This is a genomic window from Methylomonas sp. LWB (assembly GCF_001856095.1).
Lineage (GTDB): Bacteria > Pseudomonadota > Gammaproteobacteria > Methylococcales > Methylomonadaceae > Methylomonas > Methylomonas koyamae_A.
In genome coordinates this window covers 529,298-547,533 of record NZ_MKMC01000012.1, presented here as the reverse complement: position 1 = coordinate 547,533, position 18,236 = coordinate 529,298, and the positions used below count along the sequence as shown (strand labels likewise).

Here is an 18,236-nt window from a genome sequence, read left to right as displayed (position 1 = left end):
GCAAGCATTTGGGCGAGGTGTTTCGAAGGTTAGCGAGCCAGAAAGAAAGCCGAATATTGGAAGGGCATTTGATGCCGGATCATGTGCATATGTTGATCTCTATCCCGCCGAAATATGCGGTGTCGCAGGTGATTGGCTATATCAAAGGGAAGAGTGCGATTCACTTGGCCCGTGTTTATGGTGAAAAGAAACAGAGCTTTGTAGGTCAGCATTTCTGGGCGCGGGGGTATTTTGTTTCGACAGTGGGTCGGGATGAAACGATGATACGGGAGTATATCCGTCATCAAGAACAGGAAGACCAACGAGTCGAACAAATGAACCTTTGGCAATGAGTCGCCGCCTATTGGCGGCTAAAGTTAAAGGGCCGCGTCAGCGACCCTATTTACCGCTTTGAGCGGTTCACAACATAAAGCCCCCGGCTTTGCCGGGGGATATTTACTTTCCGTATGTTCCGATTTCCGACCAGTATTCTCGAAAAGCCTTCCGCTCGATTCTCCTCGGGGCGAGCGCCGTCGCCTTCCTTCGTGGAGGACTCGCGCCGACGGACCGTCGCGCCGGTATTCACAACTCCTCGGATTAAAATACCCGGAGCAGGAAAATCCCGAAATCGTGATGTATTGTTCGCAATCGCCGTCACGGTTTCCGGGATTCACTTGCTAGGCGTGAAGTGCTTGTTTGTTCCTGAGCAACGTTCTCCGGAGCCTGAGCCGCTGGCCATCCAGGTTTCAACGATTACGATCCCCGCTGCTAAACAGACGCCCGTACCGCCGGCTAAACCGCCGCAAGCTTCAAAGCCTCCGCGTAAGCGTGTGCAACCCAAACCGAAATTAATAAAAACCGAACAAGCGCGAGCCGCTGATTTTTCCGAGCTCGAACAATTGTTGAAGCAACAATTGCAGCCTGTTAGCGATGTATTACCCACGCCTAATCAGCCTGAGAAGCCCGTGTTCGAAAACGATGCTCAGCCGTATACCGAGGCTTATATGAGCGCGGCGTATGATAAAAATCCTAAGCCAGACTATCCATCGGTAGCCAGGAGTCGCGGTTGGCAAGGCAGGGTCGTGTTAAAAGTTCTGGTCAGCGAAGCAGGGCAAGTGGAAACGATCGGTATTGAACAAAGCAGCGGTCATGAGACTTTGGACGAAGCTGCACTAGAAGCTGTAAAGAATTGGCAGTTTGTTCCGGCCAAGCGTGGGGAGATCAACGAGGCGTGCTCAGTGCTTGTGCCGATTATTTTTAGTCTTAAAGACCAAGAGAACGCTTAATACAATGGAGGCGACGCTGTGGTCTAGCGTATAAAATTGGTTTTTGGATATTAGCTACAAGAACCGTAGCAAAGCTCTATCGAAAGGAATGGATATAAAACTTCACACCATATTTCACTGAGAAATGATGGTGCCGAGGAGAGGACTTGAACCTCCACAGGGTTACCCCTACTAGCACCTGAAGCTAGCGCGTCTACCAATTTCACCACCTCGGCTTAACTTGGCTGGCAAGTTAAGTGAGCATTATATTGTCAAATTAAGTATCTGTCAACTAATTCCCGTCTATTATATTTTTCGATCAAGTTCCAAGTGGATTCGTTCTGGCTTCTGGATGAATGAGCCACTGCGGGGGAGGCGACAATTTCTATCACGTCATGCTGAAAAGGGGTAATGCCGGGCTAGCCGCAAAAAAACGGCGGACCGAGGTCCGCCATAAGACATCCGTGTCGCTAGGAGGAGATTGCCCGGCGTTTTACATGCGACGAATCCGGATTAGATGTCGATGTTGGCGCCGGAAACCCCTAAAATGAAGCGATAGCTTTCGATGCGGCCGCCGATTTTACGGACGCCTACCGAACGCACGATCAGTATAGTGGGATTTTCCGAAATTGCTTGACGTTAGAACAAGGTTAGCTGCATGAATCTAAACCAACTTGAGTTGTTGCGCACGCTGCATGAGACCGGCTTCAATCTGAGCCGGGCGGCGGATAAGATGCACGTGGTGCAATCGGCGGTAAGCAGGCAATTACAATTATTCGAAGCCGAGTTGGGTTCGCCATTATTTGCCCGGCAGGGTAAAAAGTTGATCGGTCTAACGCCGTTGGGCGAGCGCATCATGGCGGAAGTGGATTTGATTAATCAGGCCAAGAAAAATATCCAACTGATTGCCGACGATTTCCTCGACAGCAGTAGCGGCACGCTGCATATAGCAACTACCCATACTCAGGCCAAGTATCTGCTGCCTGGGCCGATTGCCCGGTTCCGTTTACGTTACCCGGGCATTAAGATTTACATGGTGCAATCGTCACCCGACAACCTGATCGATTTACTCCATCAGCACAAGGCGGATATTGCGATTTGTACCGAAAGACTGGCGGAAGACGACAAATTGGTGGTCAAGCCCTGTTATCACTGGCACCATGTTGCGGTGGTGCCTAAAGGCCATCCGTTGGCCGAAGGCGATATCACCTTGCAACGACTGTCGGCCGAACCTATTTTAACCTATACGCCGGGGTTTACCGGACGGTCGGCGATCGAGAAAGCCTTCGTTAACGCGCATTTGCCGTTGGACATCAACTTGGCCGCGGCCGACTCCGACGTCATCAAGACTTACGTGCGGCTGGGCATGGGAGTCGGTATCATCGCCGGCACGTCCTACGAGCCCGTCAAGGACGCGGATTTGGTAGCTCGCAGTCTGATGGATTTGATCCCGAGTTCGACCACTAAGATTGCGTATTTGCGGCAATTGTATTTGCCGTCGTATTGTCAGTATTTCATAGACGAGTTATTGGCGGAGGCCGCGACCAAATCCGATTGAGGGTGGGTTATAGAGGGTCGGTTATATCTATTAAACTTTGTTAAATAACTCGGATATGATGAGTGAAATGCCGCATTCCGCGTTAACAGCATGCGGTTAGAGCGCGGTTTTTTCGACTCAAGGCATTGATTGCGCGGGACTGACAATAAAACGGCATCGAATTTGTTGTTAGGGGGCCAACTCTCTTTCCCTGCCGTTTTCGATGACTGATACCCTGGATATTCAGCGCTTGATCGTCCGCTACGACGCAGAGCTGCGGCGCGTCATGTTCAGGCGCTGCGGTTGCTGGGACATGGCGGCCGACATCGTTCAAGAAACCTATCAGCGCATGCTGAGCGGCGACCTATGGCGTGCGGCCGACAATCCGCGAGCGTTAATGCATCGGATCGCGGCCAATCTTGCGACCGATTACGAGCGGCGCGATGCGGTGCGCGACCGATACTTGGCTAAATCCGACGAATTACCGGATTGGGTAGCGGAGACCGAAGCGCGCCAGCCGGACCGTCTGTTAGCGGCCCGCCAACGCCTGGGGCGCTTGGCGGCTGCAGTGGAAGGCTTACCACCGAAATGCCGAAGAGTCTTCGAGATGCGAAAATTCGAAGAGTTGAGTCAGGCGGAAATCGCCGAGCGTTTGGGCATTTCGCGTAACATGGTCGAAAAACATCTGCGCAATGCCTTGCTGGCGCTGCAGCAAGTCGATGATGATTAGTGTTCCCGGTGTTGCCGCTTATCGCCTATTGAATTTCGGGTTTTAACCTTTCTAACCATGCCCGCACCCGCCCAAAACTCCGCGACAATTCGTGAACAGGCTGCCGATTGGTGGGCGCGTCTGGATGGCGGAAGCATGGACGAAAACGAGCTTAAGGAATTTCAGCGCTGGTTGAATGCGTCTTTGGAGCATCGTTTGGCCTATAGCGAACTTGAAAATTTGTGGGTCGAACTGGATGGTTTGGCAAAGGTTGAGGCGTCGGTGGCGCCGAAGTCGAAACCGCCGGCTAAGCGGGCTCTCGCTCCGCTGATTTTCGGATTGGCGTTGGCCGCAAGCTTGGCGGCGATCTGGCTCAGTCCTTACTTACAACTCTGGAACGCCGATTTGCAGACCGGTCGCGGTGAGATTCGCAGCTTCACGCTCAGTGACGGTTCCACGGTGCATTTGAACCGCGCATCCGCCGTCGATGTTCAAATCGATGAAACGCGCCGTGAATTGCACCTGCTGCGGGGCGAGGCAGCGTTCGAAGTCAGTCCGGACCGTAACCGGCCGTTTCGAGTATACGCAGCCGGCGGCAGCGTCACCGCGTTGGGCACCGCGTTCAACGTCAAATTGGCCGAGGAGGGCGCCGAAGTCACTGTGACCGAACACCGCGTGTGGGTGGAGTTTGGCAACGGCCGACAAACGGCCGAGATCGACGAAGGCCTGGCGGCCAGTTATGACGCTGAGCATGGACTGAGTCAAGCAAAAGCGGCCGACATCGGCGCCGCGACCGCTTGGCGCCGCCACCGATTGGTTTTTCAGAATCGTCCGCTCGACGAAGTCGTCGCCGAACTGGCTCATTATTACCCCGGCGTCTTGCTGATTCAGGACGCCGACCTTCGCCAACGCCGGGTCAACGGCGTGTTTCGGATCGACGATCCACTCGCCGCGATTGCCGCGCTGGAAACCGCGCTGCAATTGCATACTACCCACTTCGGCGACTATCTGATTTTGCTGCATCGTTAAAAAATTTCCCGACCTCCTGTTTTGGCTGACTAGTGCGTCATAGCTGTTACTAATCGTTAAAACACTTGGAGAGGGAACACAATGTCAGTGCACGATACCTTTAAAACCGCCAGCGTGCTGTTGGTTGTCGGCTCGGCGGTAGCCGGAGGCGCCGTTGCCGAATCAGCGGTCCGGGAATACCGGATCGCGGCGGGGCCGCTTGCGGTTGCGTTGAATCAACTGGCCGAAGTCGGCGGCCTGCAACTGATTTACGATGCCGAAATCGCCAACGGTTTACGCAGCGGCGGATTATCCGGTCAATTTTCGCCGGAGGCGGCATTGTCAAAGCTGTTGTCCGGAAGCGGCTTGACTTACCATTTGACCGCCGACGGCAACGTGCTGATTCAACGCCAGGCGCTCAACCAGCGCGATGAGCCGACTGCGTTACCGGCGATTAACGTCGTCGGTAAATCCAGCAATCCGTTTTTCGAGGGCGAAGATCCTTATAACACCGACTATAACCGCCACAATGCCACCACCGCGACCAAGACCGACACGCCGTTGATGCAGACGCCGCTGTCGGTCAAAGTCGTGCCGAATGCGGTACTGAAAGACCAACAGGCCATCACGATCGATCAGGCGCTGAGAAATGTCAGCGGCGTCAGCAACGGCTTGGGCGGCAGCGGCACTTTCTTCATCCGGGGTTTCGGCAGTTATATTAACTATCGCGACGGGGTGTTGAGTCAGGGCGAGTACGCTCACACCGAGGATTTGGAAAACGTGGAACGGGTGGAAGTGCTGAAGGGCCCCGGCTCCATACTTTACGGTCGGACCGAACCCGGCGGCATCGTCAACTTCGTCACCAAGCAACCGCTGGATACACCGTATTACAGCCTGCGCCAGCAATTCGGTTCGTTCGACATGTACCGTACCAGCGTCGACGCGACCGGGCCGCTGAACGCCGATAAGACGCTCGCCTACCGTTTCAATCTGGGATATCAAAGCAACCATACCTTTCAGGAATTCGGCGGCAACGAACGCTTGATGGTCGCGCCGACCTTGCGCTGGAATATCAGCGACAACACGGTGTCCACGATTAAGCTCGAATATAGCGACATCAAGGAATTCGGCAATGGCACGGTACCAGTAATGGGTAATCGACCCGCGCCAATCGCTCGCGAGCGGAATCTGGGCGATGCCTGGAACTATCAGCAAGACGAATACGTGATGCTGGCGCTGCACACCGAGCACGCCTTCAACGACCGCTGGAGTCTAAGGCACCGCTTCAATTTCAAGAATTACAATCTGACCATGTCGGCGATTCACGGATCGGTCGCCGATCCGGCGACCGGCGATGTCGGCCGGGCATTTTTCGGTTCGAATACCGACGGTCAGGACTATCAGTACAATTTTTTCAATGCGCTGGAATTGAACGGTAAATTCGATACGGCGTTTTTGAAGCACAATCTGCTGATTGGCGGCGACTACTACCGCACCGATTATCGGGTTTCGATGGCCGGATTCGGGTTTAACGGCGATTTGTACGACACCAGCAATATCTACCGGCCGACTCACCGCGCCACTCCGCCGACACTGTTGCCGACCGACGTGACCTATTCGAACTCAACCGTACCCTGGTTCGGCTTGTACGCCCAGGACCAAATCGAATTGCCTTACCATTTTCATGTGATGGCCGGCCTGCGCTATGACAATGCCAATGTGATTTACAGCAGCTACGGGGAGTTTGGTTCGGGCCAGTCGCCCGAACAAACGTCGGAGCGGGTATCGCCGCGCGGCGGCGTGGTCTGGCAACCGATACCGGAGTTTTCGCTTTACGGCAGTTACACCGAAAATTTCGGGGCGCCGAATTTTTGGGGGCGCGACGGTAAGCCGCTACCGGCCCAAACCGCCGATCAATGGGAAGTCGGTGCAAAAACCGAATTGTTCGACGGCCGTTTCAGCGCGACGCTGGCTTACTACGACTTGACCAAGCGCAACGCACCTATCGCGACCTATCTGGCCTTATCGCGCGCGGTGGGCGAAGCGGAAACCCGCGGCATCGAATTCGACGTCAGCGGGGAGATCGTTCCTGGCTGGAATGTGATCGGCGCCTATTCCTACATGCCGTTCGCCAAAAGCATCAAGGACGAAACCGATCCGACCGTGGTTGGCAACCGCTTGAACAACGCGCCCAAGCACAACGGCAGTTTGTGGACGACCTACGAGTTTCAGCAAGGCGAGTATTTGAAGGGACTGAAATTCGGTGCCGGCATGCAGGCCGTCAGTCAACGGGAAATCGGTTATTACGAGGGCGCCCAGGCGCCGGGCTACGTGACGATGAATCTGATGACCAGCAAGGCCTGGCAGGTCGGTAAAACCAAACTGACCGCACAGCTCAATGTCGACAACTTGCTGGATAAAACCTATTACCAGTCGATTTACAGCTACGGCCCAACCTATTACGGCAATCCGCGTACCTTCATGGGGGCGGTGAAAATCGAGTATTAAGCGGAAATCGGCCAGCCGGGCGGGTTCGCTGCCCGGCTGGTTGGTGCATTAAAGTTCTCTGGTGGCGCTGAAATGAATGTCCGGCCAGCGTTCTTCGGTCAGTTGTAGGTTGACCCGGCTGGTCGCCAGATACACCAAATAACCGCCGCCGTCCTCGGCCAGATTTTCGAAAGCCTTGTTTTTAAACTCTTCCAGCTTGGCCGGATTGGTCGAGCTGACCCAGCGCACGGTGTTGATCGGCGAAGCGTCGTAGACGCATTCGACATTGTATTCGTGCTTCAAACGGTGGGCCGTGACGTCGAATTGCAGGATGCCGACCGCGCCGAGAATCAAGTCGTTGTTTTTCAATGGTTTGAATAGCTGGGTCGCGCCTTCCTCGGTCAATTGCACCAAACCTTTTTGCAGCGCCTTAGCGCGTAGCGGATCTTTCAACACCACGCGGCGGAACAATTCCGGCGCGAAATAGGGGATGCCGCCGAATTTAAGGTTTTCACCCTGGGTGAAGGTGTCGCCGACCTGGATGGTGCCGTGGTTATGCAAGCCGATGATGTCGCCGGGATAGGCTTCCTCGACGTTCTTGCGGCTGTCGGCTTGAAAGGTGATCGCGTTGGCAACCTGGATGCTCTTGCCGATGCGCACGTGATGCATCTTCATGCCTTTGTCGAACTTGCCTGAGCTGATGCGCATGAAGGCAACCCGGTCGCGGTGAGCCGGGTCCATATTGGCCTGGATCTTGAACACGAAACCGGTGAATTTATCTTCGCTCGGTTCCACCAAGCGTTGCTCGGCTTGGCGCGGACGCGGCGGCGGCGCGTATTCGGCGAAGGCGTCCAGCAATTCGACGATGCCGAAGTTGTTGATCGCCGATCCGAAAAATACCGGCGTCTGCTCGCCGCGCAAATATTTGGCGTGGTCGAATTCGTGGCTGGCGCCCTGGACCAGATCGATTTCGTCGCGCAATTCGTCAGCCTGCAGGCCGAGCAACTCGTCCAAATGCGGATTGTTCAAGCCCTTGATCAGCGTGGAATCGGCGATCCTGCCGCCATGCTGCGGGTTGAACAGCAAAATCTCGTCTTTGTATAGCTGATAAACGCCCTTGAAACGTTTGCCCATGCCGATAGGCCAGGTCATCGGCGCGCATTCGATCTTCAACACGCTTTCCACTTCGTCCAATAGCTCGATCGGTTCGCGACCCTCGCGGTCCAGCTTGTTGATGAAGGTCAGGATAGGCGTATCGCGCAAGCGGCAGACTTCCATCAATTTGATGGTCCTGTCCTCGACACCCTTGGCGACGTCGATGACCATCAGCGCCGAATCGACCGCGGTCAGCGTGCGGTAAGTGTCTTCCGAGAAGTCTTCGTGGCCCGGCGTATCCAGCAGATTGACGATGGCGCCGTTGTGTTCGAACTGCATCACCGAGGTGGTGACCGAAATGCCTCGTTCCTTTTCCATTTCCATCCAGTCCGAGGTGGCATGGCGCGCGGCCTTGCGGCCTTTGACCGAGCCGGCCAGCTGAATGGCGCCGCCGAACAGCAGCAGTTTTTCGGTGATGGTGGTTTTGCCGGCGTCGGGGTGGGAGATGATGGCAAAAGTGCGTCTACGCTTGTATTCGGTGGCTTGCATGCGGTTTTAGGTCGGAAAAATCAATAACGTTCGCTGGAGGTCGTGCGACACAGTGGCCAGAAACCTCCGCGCGTAACGGCGTATTGTATCTTAATTTGCAGCAAGCCCGGTTCGAGCGCGGCGGTTTCGACGCTGAGAGGCCGTGAAATGTGACGTTTGCTCGGGATTCGGTTTCCGTTTGACTGGCGCTTAAGCCGGGCGTCGGCAGCGACGCGGAAGATGCGGAGAATCAGGGGGCGAGCGCGTTCTGAGCGCGGTACGCTATGCGCGTAGCTTTCAGCGCCGAGCCAAGCTCAATCTACCCATTCGTAAATTTCGGTCAGTAGCGGATCGCATTTACAGCAATTGCCGCTGGCACAGTTCGAGCCGTTACCGCTCAGTCTGACCTTGCCTTTACTGATCCATTTGTCGAGCATGCCGCGTAATGCGTCGGCGTCCATATGGAAATGCAGGACCATGTCGTTCAGCGTGGCGCGTTGCCGCTGCTGTAAATAACCGCGCAGGTCGGACAGGATCATGGCGGAACTCCTTCGGTTTGGTGATTGCCGACGTAGCGCAGGCCGGCCAGTATGCTCAGGAAGACCAGTGTCAATCCGGACAACCAGCTTAACGTAGCCTGCGGATGCTGGTCGTAAGTCATGATTTGGTAAAACAACGTCGCGGAAAGATAGGCGATGAAGGTAGTCCAGCATACGGTAAACAGCGCCCAGCCGCCGTTGGTTTCCTTGTAGATCGCCGCCGTCGCGGCCACGCAGGGCGCGTAAAGCAGGATGAATACCAAGTAGGCGAAGGCGCCGATCTGGCCGTCGAAATGACTTTGCATGACCGCGAAGGTATCCAGTTTAACCTGTTGTTTCTCGGCGGCTTCGGCTTGGTCGGCACTGGTCGCGATACCGAGGCCCAACGGGTCCAGCAAGCGATCGGCGACCGCGGCCAAATTGTCCGGGACGGTTTGCAACGCTTCGCGCAATGCGGTGCCGAGGTCGAATTCGGCATCCTCGCTGTTATCCGCGCCGGCCGCCATTTGGCTGTAGAGAGCGTCCAAGGTGCCGACCACGGCTTCCTTGGCCAACACGCCGGTAAAAATACCGACCGTCGCAGGCCAGTTGTCTTCGGCGATGCCGAGCGGGCCGAACAGCGGCGTCAGCGACTTGCCGATACCGCTCAGTATCGATTGGTCGCTGTTTTCGCGGCCGAAACTGCCGTCGCTGCCGAGCGAATTCAGTACGTTCAGCACCAGAACCATCGGCACGATGATTTTGCCGGCGTTGACGATGAAGGTTTTCAGACGCTCCCAGGTTTTGGTGTAAATGCCTTGCAGCGTCGGCAGGTGATACGCGGGCAGTTCCATCAGAAACGGGGTGGGGGCACCGCGCAACAAGGTATGGCGCATGATCAGGCCGGTCGCGACCGCGACGGCGATACCGAATAAGTAAAGTCCGAAGACTAAATTTTGGCCGCCGACCGGAAAAAAAGCCGCCGCGAACAGCGCATACACCGGCAGTCTGGCGCCGCAAGACATGAACGGGTTCATCAAATTGGTCAGAACCCGGTCGCGTTGGTTGTCCAGCGTTCGGGTAGCGATTATGGCCGGCACGTTGCAACCGAAACCGACAATCATTGGCACGAAGGATTTACCGGGCAGACCGAGGATGCACATAAAACGGTCCATTACGAAGGCGGCGCGCGACATGTAGCCGGAGTCTTCCAACGCCGACAGGAAAATGAACAGAAAGCCGACTATGGGAATAAAGGTCGACACAACTTGGATGCCGCCACCGATGCCGTTGCAAATCAAAACCACCAACCAGGCCGGCCACTGCCAGCCGGTGAGTTGCGCGCCGAGGCCGTCCACCAGCAACGCACCGACCGCTTTATCGAAAAAATCGACAAAGGCGCTGCCGATGTTGATCGTGAACATAAACATCGCGTACATCACCAGTAGAAACACCGGGATGCCAAGAAAGCGATTGAGCACCACGCTGTCGATTTTGTCGGTGGTACTGCGCGAGACTTCGTTGAGTTTGCAAACCGCGGCCTGCACCAGTTGATTGACTAGACCGTAGCGCGCGTCGGCGGCGAGGATGTCGATTTCGTCGCCGGTTTCGGCTTCGATCCGTTCGCGTAGCCGATTGACCAAGGGCAACATATCGGGGCCGGCGAAGCGTTTTGCCAGCGTGTCGTTTTCCAACAGCCGCAATGCCAACCAGCGGTTGTCGCATTCCGGATGGATTGGCAATCGTGCTTGCAATTCGGCGACCGCGCTTTCCAGTTCGGCTTGGTATTGGACTTGCAGGTTCGGGGTTGGCGCATCGAGACAGGCCTCGCTGACGATGTCGCGCAACTCTTTGATGCCGCTGCCGGACGCGGCGGTGACCGGCACCACGGGACAGCCCAGGCGTTGGCTCAGTGTTTCAATGTCAATTTTGATACCGCGCTTCTTGACCGCGTCCATCATATTCAACACGACGATCATCGGTACTCGCATTTCCAGCAGTTGCGAGGTCAGATACAGGTTGCGTTCGATATTGGCGGCGTCGATGATGTTAATGACTAAGTGCGCCTGACGCGACGCGACATAGTCGCGCGCGACTTTTTCGTCGAGAGAGATACTGTCGTCGTCGGATTCCAGAGAGTAGGTGCCCGGCAAATCCACCAGTTCGATGCGCTTACCTTGGTGGCGGTATTCGCCGGTCTTTTTCTCGACGGTCACGCCGGGCCAGTTGCCGACTTGTTGGCGCGAGCCGGTCAGCACGTTGAATAGCGTGGTCTTTCCGCAGTTGGGATTACCGACGACGCCGACGATGAAATCCGCGCTCATAATTTCTCGATCAATAATACCGAGGCTTCGTTTTTGCGGAGCGACAGCGAGAAGCCGCGAATTTTAATCTCGACCGGGTCGCCCATCGGCGCGAAGCGGGTAATGGTAAATTCAGTGCCCGGCGTCAAGCCCATGGCCAGAAGCTTTTTGCGGTAGACCCCGCCCGACTGGTCGAATCCGACGATGCGGCCCGTATCGCCGGCCGCGAGCGCTTTCAGATAGGTCGACATGTTATAAGCTTATTAATAACTGTTCTCATTAAGCCGCAATATAACACACGGTCACGGCAATGTAACAAGCGGATGTCGATAATTCAGATTAACTTGCGGGCCGCGGTCCTGGGCGCCGAGAAAATGGCCGAAATGTCCTTGACGAATTCCAGGCTGGCGCCACGCCGGCGGTCCGCCACTCGTTTATCCGCCAACGCCTGTGTGGCTTGGTAAGTCTGGCGGCGATCATTGTGCCAATTGCGATTGTGATATTCCCGCACCAATACCAACTTGTTCTTGAAGCGTTGGCCCTTCAAGGATTTGATGGCTCTCAAGCCGACCTTGTCCGAGTCGATATGAACCAAACCATGGTATTCCAGCGTGTGGGTGGTTTTATCCAGAATGACCAGGATTTCCGCTTTCAGAATGCGCCCTCCGCCGAACAAAAAACGTCGTTTCAAGGCTGGAGCCACGTAGGCTTCCAGTTCCGATAAATGCGTGCTGGCGGGCACGTTACGAATAAACAATATCATCGCGAGCGTTTCACGATGGTTTTCGGACACGGGCAGCCAGTTCGGCCCGCCCCAGCGGCTCGGTGGCGGACAGGCCGCGGATTTCGCATCGTCCGCCTTGCGCGATGTAATCTTCCCGGTACTGAGCGATGAATTCCATGACGGTATGATCGATCAACTCGGCTTCGGAAAGGTCGAAGATCAGCGCTCGGCCGTCTTGGAGTTCCGTCAGCCAGCTTTTCAGGGCTAGAAAGTTCGAGAACAAGGCCGCGCCGCTGACCTTGACGGTCCAGGTGCCGTCCGTCGCGGTTTCGATATGGTAAGACATCGACAGCAAACGGCGTAGCGAGACTCCGCGTCCGACATGCAAGGCCACTTTCGCGGCGATACCGGCCAACACGCCTGCCAACAAATTGCTGACCAGAATCGTGGCGATCGTCAGTAGAAATAACAGCAACTGTTCTTTTCCCAAGTCCATGCTTTTCGCGAAGGCTTTCGGCGACGCCAAGCGGAAACCGGTGTAGACCAACAACGCCGCCAGCGACGCCAACGGTATCGTCGCGATCACGCTCGGAAACAGCGCGACGAAGACCAAAAGGCAGACGCCATGGCAAAAATTGGCCCAGCTGGTTTGCGCCCCGGCCTCGATATTCGCCGAACTGCGGACGATTTCGGCGATCATCGGCAGGCCGCCCATGAGTCCGGACAAGGTATTGGCGATGCCGATCGCTCGCAATTCGCGGTTCAAGTCCGAGTAACGACGCAATGGGTCCAACTTGTCGACGGCGGCGGCGCTCAACAGGCTTTCCAGGCTGCCAACCAGGCAAATCGAAATCACGCTTTGCCAAAATGCCAAGCTGGCGATTTTGCCGAAGTCCGGCCAACTGAAGGCCTGGCTGAAATCGGCCGGAATATTCACCAGAAAATCGCTGACGACATCGACATCCTCGGGCATGCGGAAGTCGAGCGGCGCCGGGTGGGCGAGACCGAACACCCGTGCCAGTAAAATCCCGGAGGCGATCACGACGATGGGTGCAGGCAATTTATGCAGCCAGCCATGCTTAAGGTGCGGCCATCCGATCAGGATAGCGATGCCGGCCAGCGCGATCAGTCCGATTTGCGGTACAAAAAAGATTAGTTGGCGGGGTAGTTCGCCGATTCCCGTCAAAATATCGGGCGCGTGGTTTTGCACGCCGGCCATCACCGGCAACTGCTTGGCGATGATAATGATGCCGATCGCCGCCAACATACCGTGAATGACCGACGCGGGAAACAGAGCCGCGTAACGGCCGGCCTTCAAATAACCCAGCGCGATTTGCAACAAACCGGCGCAAACGATGGCCGCCAAGGTGTAACGGTACCCGGCCGCCGGATCGCCGTCGCCCAAGCTGACCGCCGCATCGAGGATCACCACGATCAACCCGGCCGCCGGCCCGGTAATCGTCAGCGGGGCCCCGCCGATCCGCGATACCAGCAAGCCGCCCACGATCGCCGAAATAACCCCGGACAGCGGCGGAAAACCGGAAGCCAGAGCGATGCCGAGGCAAAGCGGAAGCGCGATCAAAAACACTTGAAAGCCGGCGCTGATGTCGGCCGGCCAATGATTGCGGCTGCCTGCCGCGGTTGGTGTGGTCATGAGTTCTCCATGCGATAAATGGCGGTGAGCGTGGGCGGCGCGAACCGCTGGCGCCGTTCAGTGGGGGATGATAACCACAATTGCGGTCGGGCCGCACGTTTGAATCGATTTCGGACTGGAGTCCATCTACAACGGCATTTACGCCCAACCGGTCGGCCCCCGGCAAGACTGGGGGGATTGACTATCGAGGTGTTGCACTTTTGTTTTGAATCCGCCTCCCACAAAAAAGCCGCCGGCCCTGTCGGGAACGGAGGCTGAATGTCTAAAGTCGAGTACGATAAAATGATCGAATCGAAATACTTCGCTAGTCTACTCGTTTTTTATCGAATCACAGGGGCTTTATGGGATTGCCAAACCAATCACTGCCAACAAGGAATATCCAGCTGGACTTTTTTAGGGGCTTGGCGTTGCTGGTGATATTCATCAACCACATGCCCGATAACCCATGGTTTTGGTATACCCCATCTCGCTTTAGCCTCTGCGACGCCGCCGATGTGTTTGTATTCCTATCAGGTTTTGCTTCCGCGTTGGCTTATGGCCGCTGCTTCGAACGCGCTGGACTTTGGCTAGGGTCGATTCGCATCTTGCACCGTTGCGTACAGATTTATAGCGCGCATCTCGCGTCATTCGTTTTGCTGGCCTTGATTTGCGTGATTGGTAATCGTTGGGTGCCTGAAATGAATGACATTCAACGTCTGAATATCGTCTATTTTTTCGAGTCGACCGAACAAGCACTCTACGACTTGTTTACCTTGGCCTATGTGCCTAACTATTTCGACATTCTGCCCATGTATCTGGTGATGATGGCGTGGCTGCCAATATTTTGGGCTTTATCGCGCTTGCACGTCGCCGTGGCCTTGGGTTGCTCGCTGGGATTGTATTGGGCAAGCTGGCAATATGGCTGGGAACTGACCGCCAACCCATCGACCGGCCGCCCCTGGTACTTCAATCCCATGAATTGGCAATTGATGTTTTTCACCGGCTTTGCTTTCGGTGCCGGCTGGCTAAGCGTCGGCGTCAGGCATCGGTGGTTGGCGAGTTTGTGCCTTTCGTTGGTATTGCTGTCCATTCCGTTGGGACATGAAGCCACCTACACTAAAGTCTTATTCTGGGGCGAACTGCGCGCAAAATTAGAGCCGTGGCTAAACAAAAGCCACCTCGGCTTGTTGCGTTGGGTGCACTTACTCGCGCTGGCTTACCTGATGCACCGACTATGCAACTGGCGTCCGCAATGGCTGTCGACTGCATTACCTCTTGCCATCGCTACGATGGGGCAACAATCCTTACCCATTTTTCTAACCTCGATGGTGTTGTCTTACGCCGGCGGCATCGTTCTGGACCAGTTCGGTCGAGAAACGCCTATGGCCGTAGCATTGGTCAACTTGGGCGGTATGGCGTTGTTGCTCCTAATCGGGCAAGTGATGGCTTGGCTGGATACCAAGCCCTGGAAGTACTTAACGTCCGAGGGTCTGCCGCAACGCGAATTTCACGGTGCCTCGGGGCCGTTCGAGGGGCGTTATCGCTGGGCCGGCCAAGTATTGGCGCTGCCTTTCCTGATTGGTCTGGCGGTACTTCCGGCATTATTGATAAATCGACAACACCTTGGGCCAGTCGGTTCTGATCTGGTCGCTCAGACAACGATTCCTAAGGACCAGTCAATACAACCCGTCGAAGTCCTCGTGCCAGAAACTGAGGCCGATAAGCTGATCGATAGTCGGCAGAAGCTTTAACGGTCTATCGACTCATGGAAGCCCACACTGTCCATCAATTTTTCCTTCAGTTGATGATTATTTTGCTGACCACTCGACTGTTGGGCGAATTGTTTACACGCCTACAAAGTCCGGCTGTAGCGGGTGAGTGACTGGCTGGGGTGATCCTAGGTCCTAGTTTATTGGCATGGCGGGGGCCGAGCTAGGTCGTCAAGTTGTCGACGGAGAGCGGCAGCATTTTACGGTCGTTCTAAGTGGGCTTGGATACCGACATCCGCCAACTGTCTGTCCGAGATCGCGATTTTCGGAAAACTTATTGATGCGTGATTTCCGAGTAGCGATGGGTCGGTGCATTTGGCGATAGCAATTATCATGATTCCGCGAAGAGAATTGGGGAGGAACTGGGGGATAATGATATATGCGCCGCATTGGTCATTGCCATAGCCATGACATTTCTGTCAGCTAACTTGTTGAAGAGTTATTACCGCTACATTAACTAAGCCCATTGCTCTATTTAGGTAAGCATTAGTCTTGGGCGACGCGATAGACGCATGCCGTTCATGGAGCAAAACCATGCAGGAATATGAAAAATCCGAATCCTTGTACATCGTCTTGATCAGCATACACGGCTTGATCCGCGGTCACGATTTGGAGCTGGGGCGCGACGCCGATACCGGCGGACAGACCAAATACGTCGTGGAACTGGCCAAGGCGTTGGCAAAACAGCCGAATGTCGAGCAGGTGGATTTGGTGACGCGGCGGATCGTCGACGTTGAAGTCGGCGGCGATTACGCAGAAGCCGTCGAGGCATTGGCTGAAAACGCGCAAATCGTTCGTATCGATGCCGGCCCGGAAGGCTACATCCGCAAGGAAGAGCTCTGGGATCACCTCGACAGCTTTGCCGATAATCTGTTGAGTTGGCTGCATGGACAGCCGCGCTGGCCGAATGTGTTGCACAGCCATTATGCCGACGCCGGCTATGTTGGCGTGCGGCTTTCGCATCTGACGGGGTTGCCGTTGATTCACACCGGCCATTCCTTGGGACGCGACAAGTGCCGCAGGTTGCTGGCGCGGGGTCTGACAATGGAGGAGATCGAGCAGCGTTACCACATTTCGCGGCGCATCAATGCCGAAGAGGAGACGCTGAGCAATGCCGATTTGATCATCACCAGTACCGGTAACGAAATCGAAGACCAATACGAACTTTACGATTGCTACACGCCGGAAAAGATGGCCGTCATACCGCCCGGTACGGATCTTGAGCAATTTCACCCTCCGGCCGCCAGAAACGATATCTGCGAGTTTGCGGCGTCGCTCAAGAATTTCCTGTCTCAACCGGATATGCCGATGATATTGGCGTTGTCGCGACCGGACGAACGGAAAAATATCGTCACCTTATTGGAAGCCTACGGCGAATCGCCGCGTTTGCAAGCTAAGGCCAATCTGGTGATCGTCGCCGGCAACCGCGACGACATTCGGGAGATGGACGACGGAGCGCAGGGCGTGTTGACCGAATTGTTGCTGGTCACGGATTGTTATGACCTTTACGGTCGGGTTGCCCTACCCAAGCACCACAAGGCGGACGACGTCGCGGACATTTATCGTCTGGCGGCGGCGTCCAAGGGGGTGTTTATTAATCCCGCTTTGACCGAACCCTTTGGTCTGACGCTGTTGGAAGCGGCAGCCAGCGGTCTGCCGCTGGTGGCCACCGAAAACGGCGGCCCGGTCGACATCATCGGCAACTGCCAAAACGGCGTGTTGGTGGACCCGCTGGATAAATCCGCGATCGCCGAGGCCTTGCTGAGCATACTCGACAATGACGAGTACTGGCGGACTTTATCGGCTAACGGCCTGGCGAACGTCGTCCGTCATTACTCGTGGGAAGCGCATGCCCAAGCCTATCTCCAAAAAGTGCCGCCGTTGTTGCAGCATTTCGAACGTCTGCCAAAGACACCGCTGGTCGCCACAACCGGCCGGCTGCGGTCGCAGGCTATTTTTACCGCGCTGGATAATACGTTACTGGGGGACGACGAGGGACTGGCGCAATTTGTCAGCCTGATTCGCAAAAAGCGAAAAAAATGCCTGTTCGGCATTGCTACCGGACGACGGCTGGATTCAGTTTTAGCCATTTTTAAGAAACATCGTATTCCAGTACCGGATATTCTGATTACCAGCCTCGGTACCGAAGTCTATTTCACGCCGCAACTGATCGCGGACATAGCCTGGAGCTACCATATCGACCATCTGTGGACGCCCCAGGTCTTACGCCGGGTACTAGGCACGCTACCCGGCTTGACGCCGCAACCCAAGCGAGAACAGAGCCGCTTCAAGATTTCCTATTATTACGATAGCGAGCTTGCGCCGCCGATGGAAGAGATTCTGACTTTGTTGCGCCAACAGGAACTGTCGGTGAATCCCACGCTGTCGTTCGGGCAATTCTTGGACATCGTGCCGGCTCGCGCTTCCAAGGGACAGGCATTGCGTTATGTCGCGCGGCAATGGGATATTCCCCTGGAGCGCATCCTGGCGACGGGCGGTTCCGGCGGCGATTCCGATATGGTGGCGGGCAATACGCTGGGGGTCGTGGTGGCCAACCGCCACCGCGAGGAATTGTCGAATTTATCGGACATGGAACAGGTCTATTTCGCCGAACACTCCAACGCCTGGGGCATACTGGAAGCCATCGAACATTACGATTTTTTCCATCTTTAGCGGAGCGC

14 protein-coding genes and 1 tRNA gene are annotated in these 18,236 nt (G+C 55.6%); 8 read left to right on the top strand and 7 right to left on the bottom strand.

Features of this window, described 5'->3' with window-relative positions; genetic code table 11:
* A partial coding sequence (tnpA, locus tag BJL95_RS08330) for an IS200/IS605 family transposase (RefSeq protein ID WP_083385803.1) occupies positions 1–332 on the top strand: 332 nt, incomplete at its 5' end.
* 339 nt (positions 333–671) lie between these two features.
* Positions 672–1,265 carry an energy transducer TonB gene (locus BJL95_RS08325; RefSeq protein ID WP_217631666.1) on the top strand — a complete coding sequence of 198 codons (594 nt, stop codon included), beginning with the start codon at positions 672–674 and terminating at the stop codon, positions 1,263–1,265.
* A 128-nt stretch (positions 1,266–1,393) separates the two neighbouring features.
* Here the strand turns inward: BJL95_RS08325 and BJL95_RS08320 are convergent.
* Positions 1,394–1,480: transfer RNA gene (locus tag BJL95_RS08320), tRNA-Leu, on the bottom strand.
* A gap of 422 nt (positions 1,481–1,902) precedes the next feature.
* Between BJL95_RS08320 and BJL95_RS08315 the strand changes: the two genes are divergently transcribed.
* From BJL95_RS08315 to BJL95_RS08300, 4 genes are all read left to right on the top strand, one after another.
* Positions 1,903–2,802: a LysR substrate-binding domain-containing protein gene (locus tag BJL95_RS08315; RefSeq protein WP_071156996.1), complete on the top strand. Its 900-nt coding sequence runs from the start codon at positions 1,903–1,905 to the stop codon at positions 2,800–2,802.
* 202 nt (positions 2,803–3,004) lie between these two features.
* On the top strand, positions 3,005–3,511 hold the full coding sequence (locus BJL95_RS08310; protein WP_071156994.1) for an RNA polymerase sigma factor: 507 nt from the start codon (positions 3,005–3,007) through the stop codon (positions 3,509–3,511).
* Positions 3,512–3,568: 57 nt separating this feature from the next.
* Entirely contained in the window at positions 3,569–4,519 is a 951-nt protein-coding gene (locus BJL95_RS08305) for a FecR family protein (protein WP_071156992.1), read from the top strand.
* Positions 4,520–4,600: 81 nt separating this feature from the next.
* Positions 4,601–7,006 carry a TonB-dependent receptor gene (locus BJL95_RS08300; protein WP_071156990.1) on the top strand — a complete coding sequence of 802 codons (2,406 nt, stop codon included), beginning with the start codon at positions 4,601–4,603 and terminating at the stop codon, positions 7,004–7,006.
* A gap of 48 nt (positions 7,007–7,054) precedes the next feature.
* Here BJL95_RS08300 and BJL95_RS08295 read toward each other — a convergent pair whose 3' ends face one another.
* From BJL95_RS08295 to BJL95_RS08270, 6 genes are all read right to left on the bottom strand, one after another.
* On the bottom strand, positions 7,055–8,629 hold the full coding sequence (locus BJL95_RS08295) for a peptide chain release factor 3 (protein WP_071156989.1): 1,575 nt from the start codon (positions 8,627–8,629) through the stop codon (positions 7,055–7,057).
* A 293-nt stretch (positions 8,630–8,922) separates the two neighbouring features.
* A complete protein-coding gene (locus tag BJL95_RS08290; RefSeq protein WP_071156987.1) occupies positions 8,923–9,147 on the bottom strand; it encodes a FeoC-like transcriptional regulator in 225 nt (74 codons plus the stop codon).
* Positions 9,144–11,450, bottom strand: a complete 2,307-nt coding sequence (gene feoB, locus BJL95_RS08285; protein ID WP_071156985.1) for a Fe(2+) transporter permease subunit FeoB — start codon at positions 11,448–11,450, stop codon at positions 9,144–9,146. The genes BJL95_RS08290 and feoB overlap by 4 nt, the downstream gene beginning before the upstream one ends.
* Entirely contained in the window at positions 11,447–11,680 is a 234-nt protein-coding gene (locus tag BJL95_RS08280) for a FeoA family protein (protein ID WP_064031681.1), read from the bottom strand. Before BJL95_RS08280 ends, feoB begins: the two co-directional genes overlap by 4 nt.
* An 83-nt stretch (positions 11,681–11,763) precedes the next feature.
* The gene (locus BJL95_RS08275; RefSeq protein WP_071156984.1) at positions 11,764–12,192 is read right to left on the bottom strand and encodes a hypothetical protein; all 429 of its coding nucleotides are present in this window, start codon (positions 12,190–12,192) and stop codon (positions 11,764–11,766) included.
* A 10-nt stretch (positions 12,193–12,202) separates the two neighbouring features.
* Positions 12,203–13,807, bottom strand: coding sequence for a SulP family inorganic anion transporter (locus tag BJL95_RS08270; RefSeq protein WP_071156982.1), 1,605 nt, complete (start codon positions 13,805–13,807; stop codon positions 12,203–12,205).
* A 341-nt stretch (positions 13,808–14,148) separates the two neighbouring features.
* Here BJL95_RS08270 and BJL95_RS08265 point away from each other — a divergent pair, with 341 nt between their 5' ends.
* Together BJL95_RS08265 and BJL95_RS08260 are read left to right on the top strand one after the other, a co-directional pair.
* Positions 14,149–15,537, top strand: a complete 1,389-nt coding sequence (locus BJL95_RS08265) for an OpgC family protein (RefSeq protein WP_071156980.1) — start codon at positions 14,149–14,151, stop codon at positions 15,535–15,537.
* A gap of 552 nt (positions 15,538–16,089) precedes the next feature.
* A complete protein-coding gene (locus tag BJL95_RS08260; RefSeq protein ID WP_071156978.1) occupies positions 16,090–18,228 on the top strand; it encodes an HAD family hydrolase in 2,139 nt (712 codons plus the stop codon).
* The last annotated feature ends 8 nt before the right edge of the window (positions 18,229–18,236 follow it).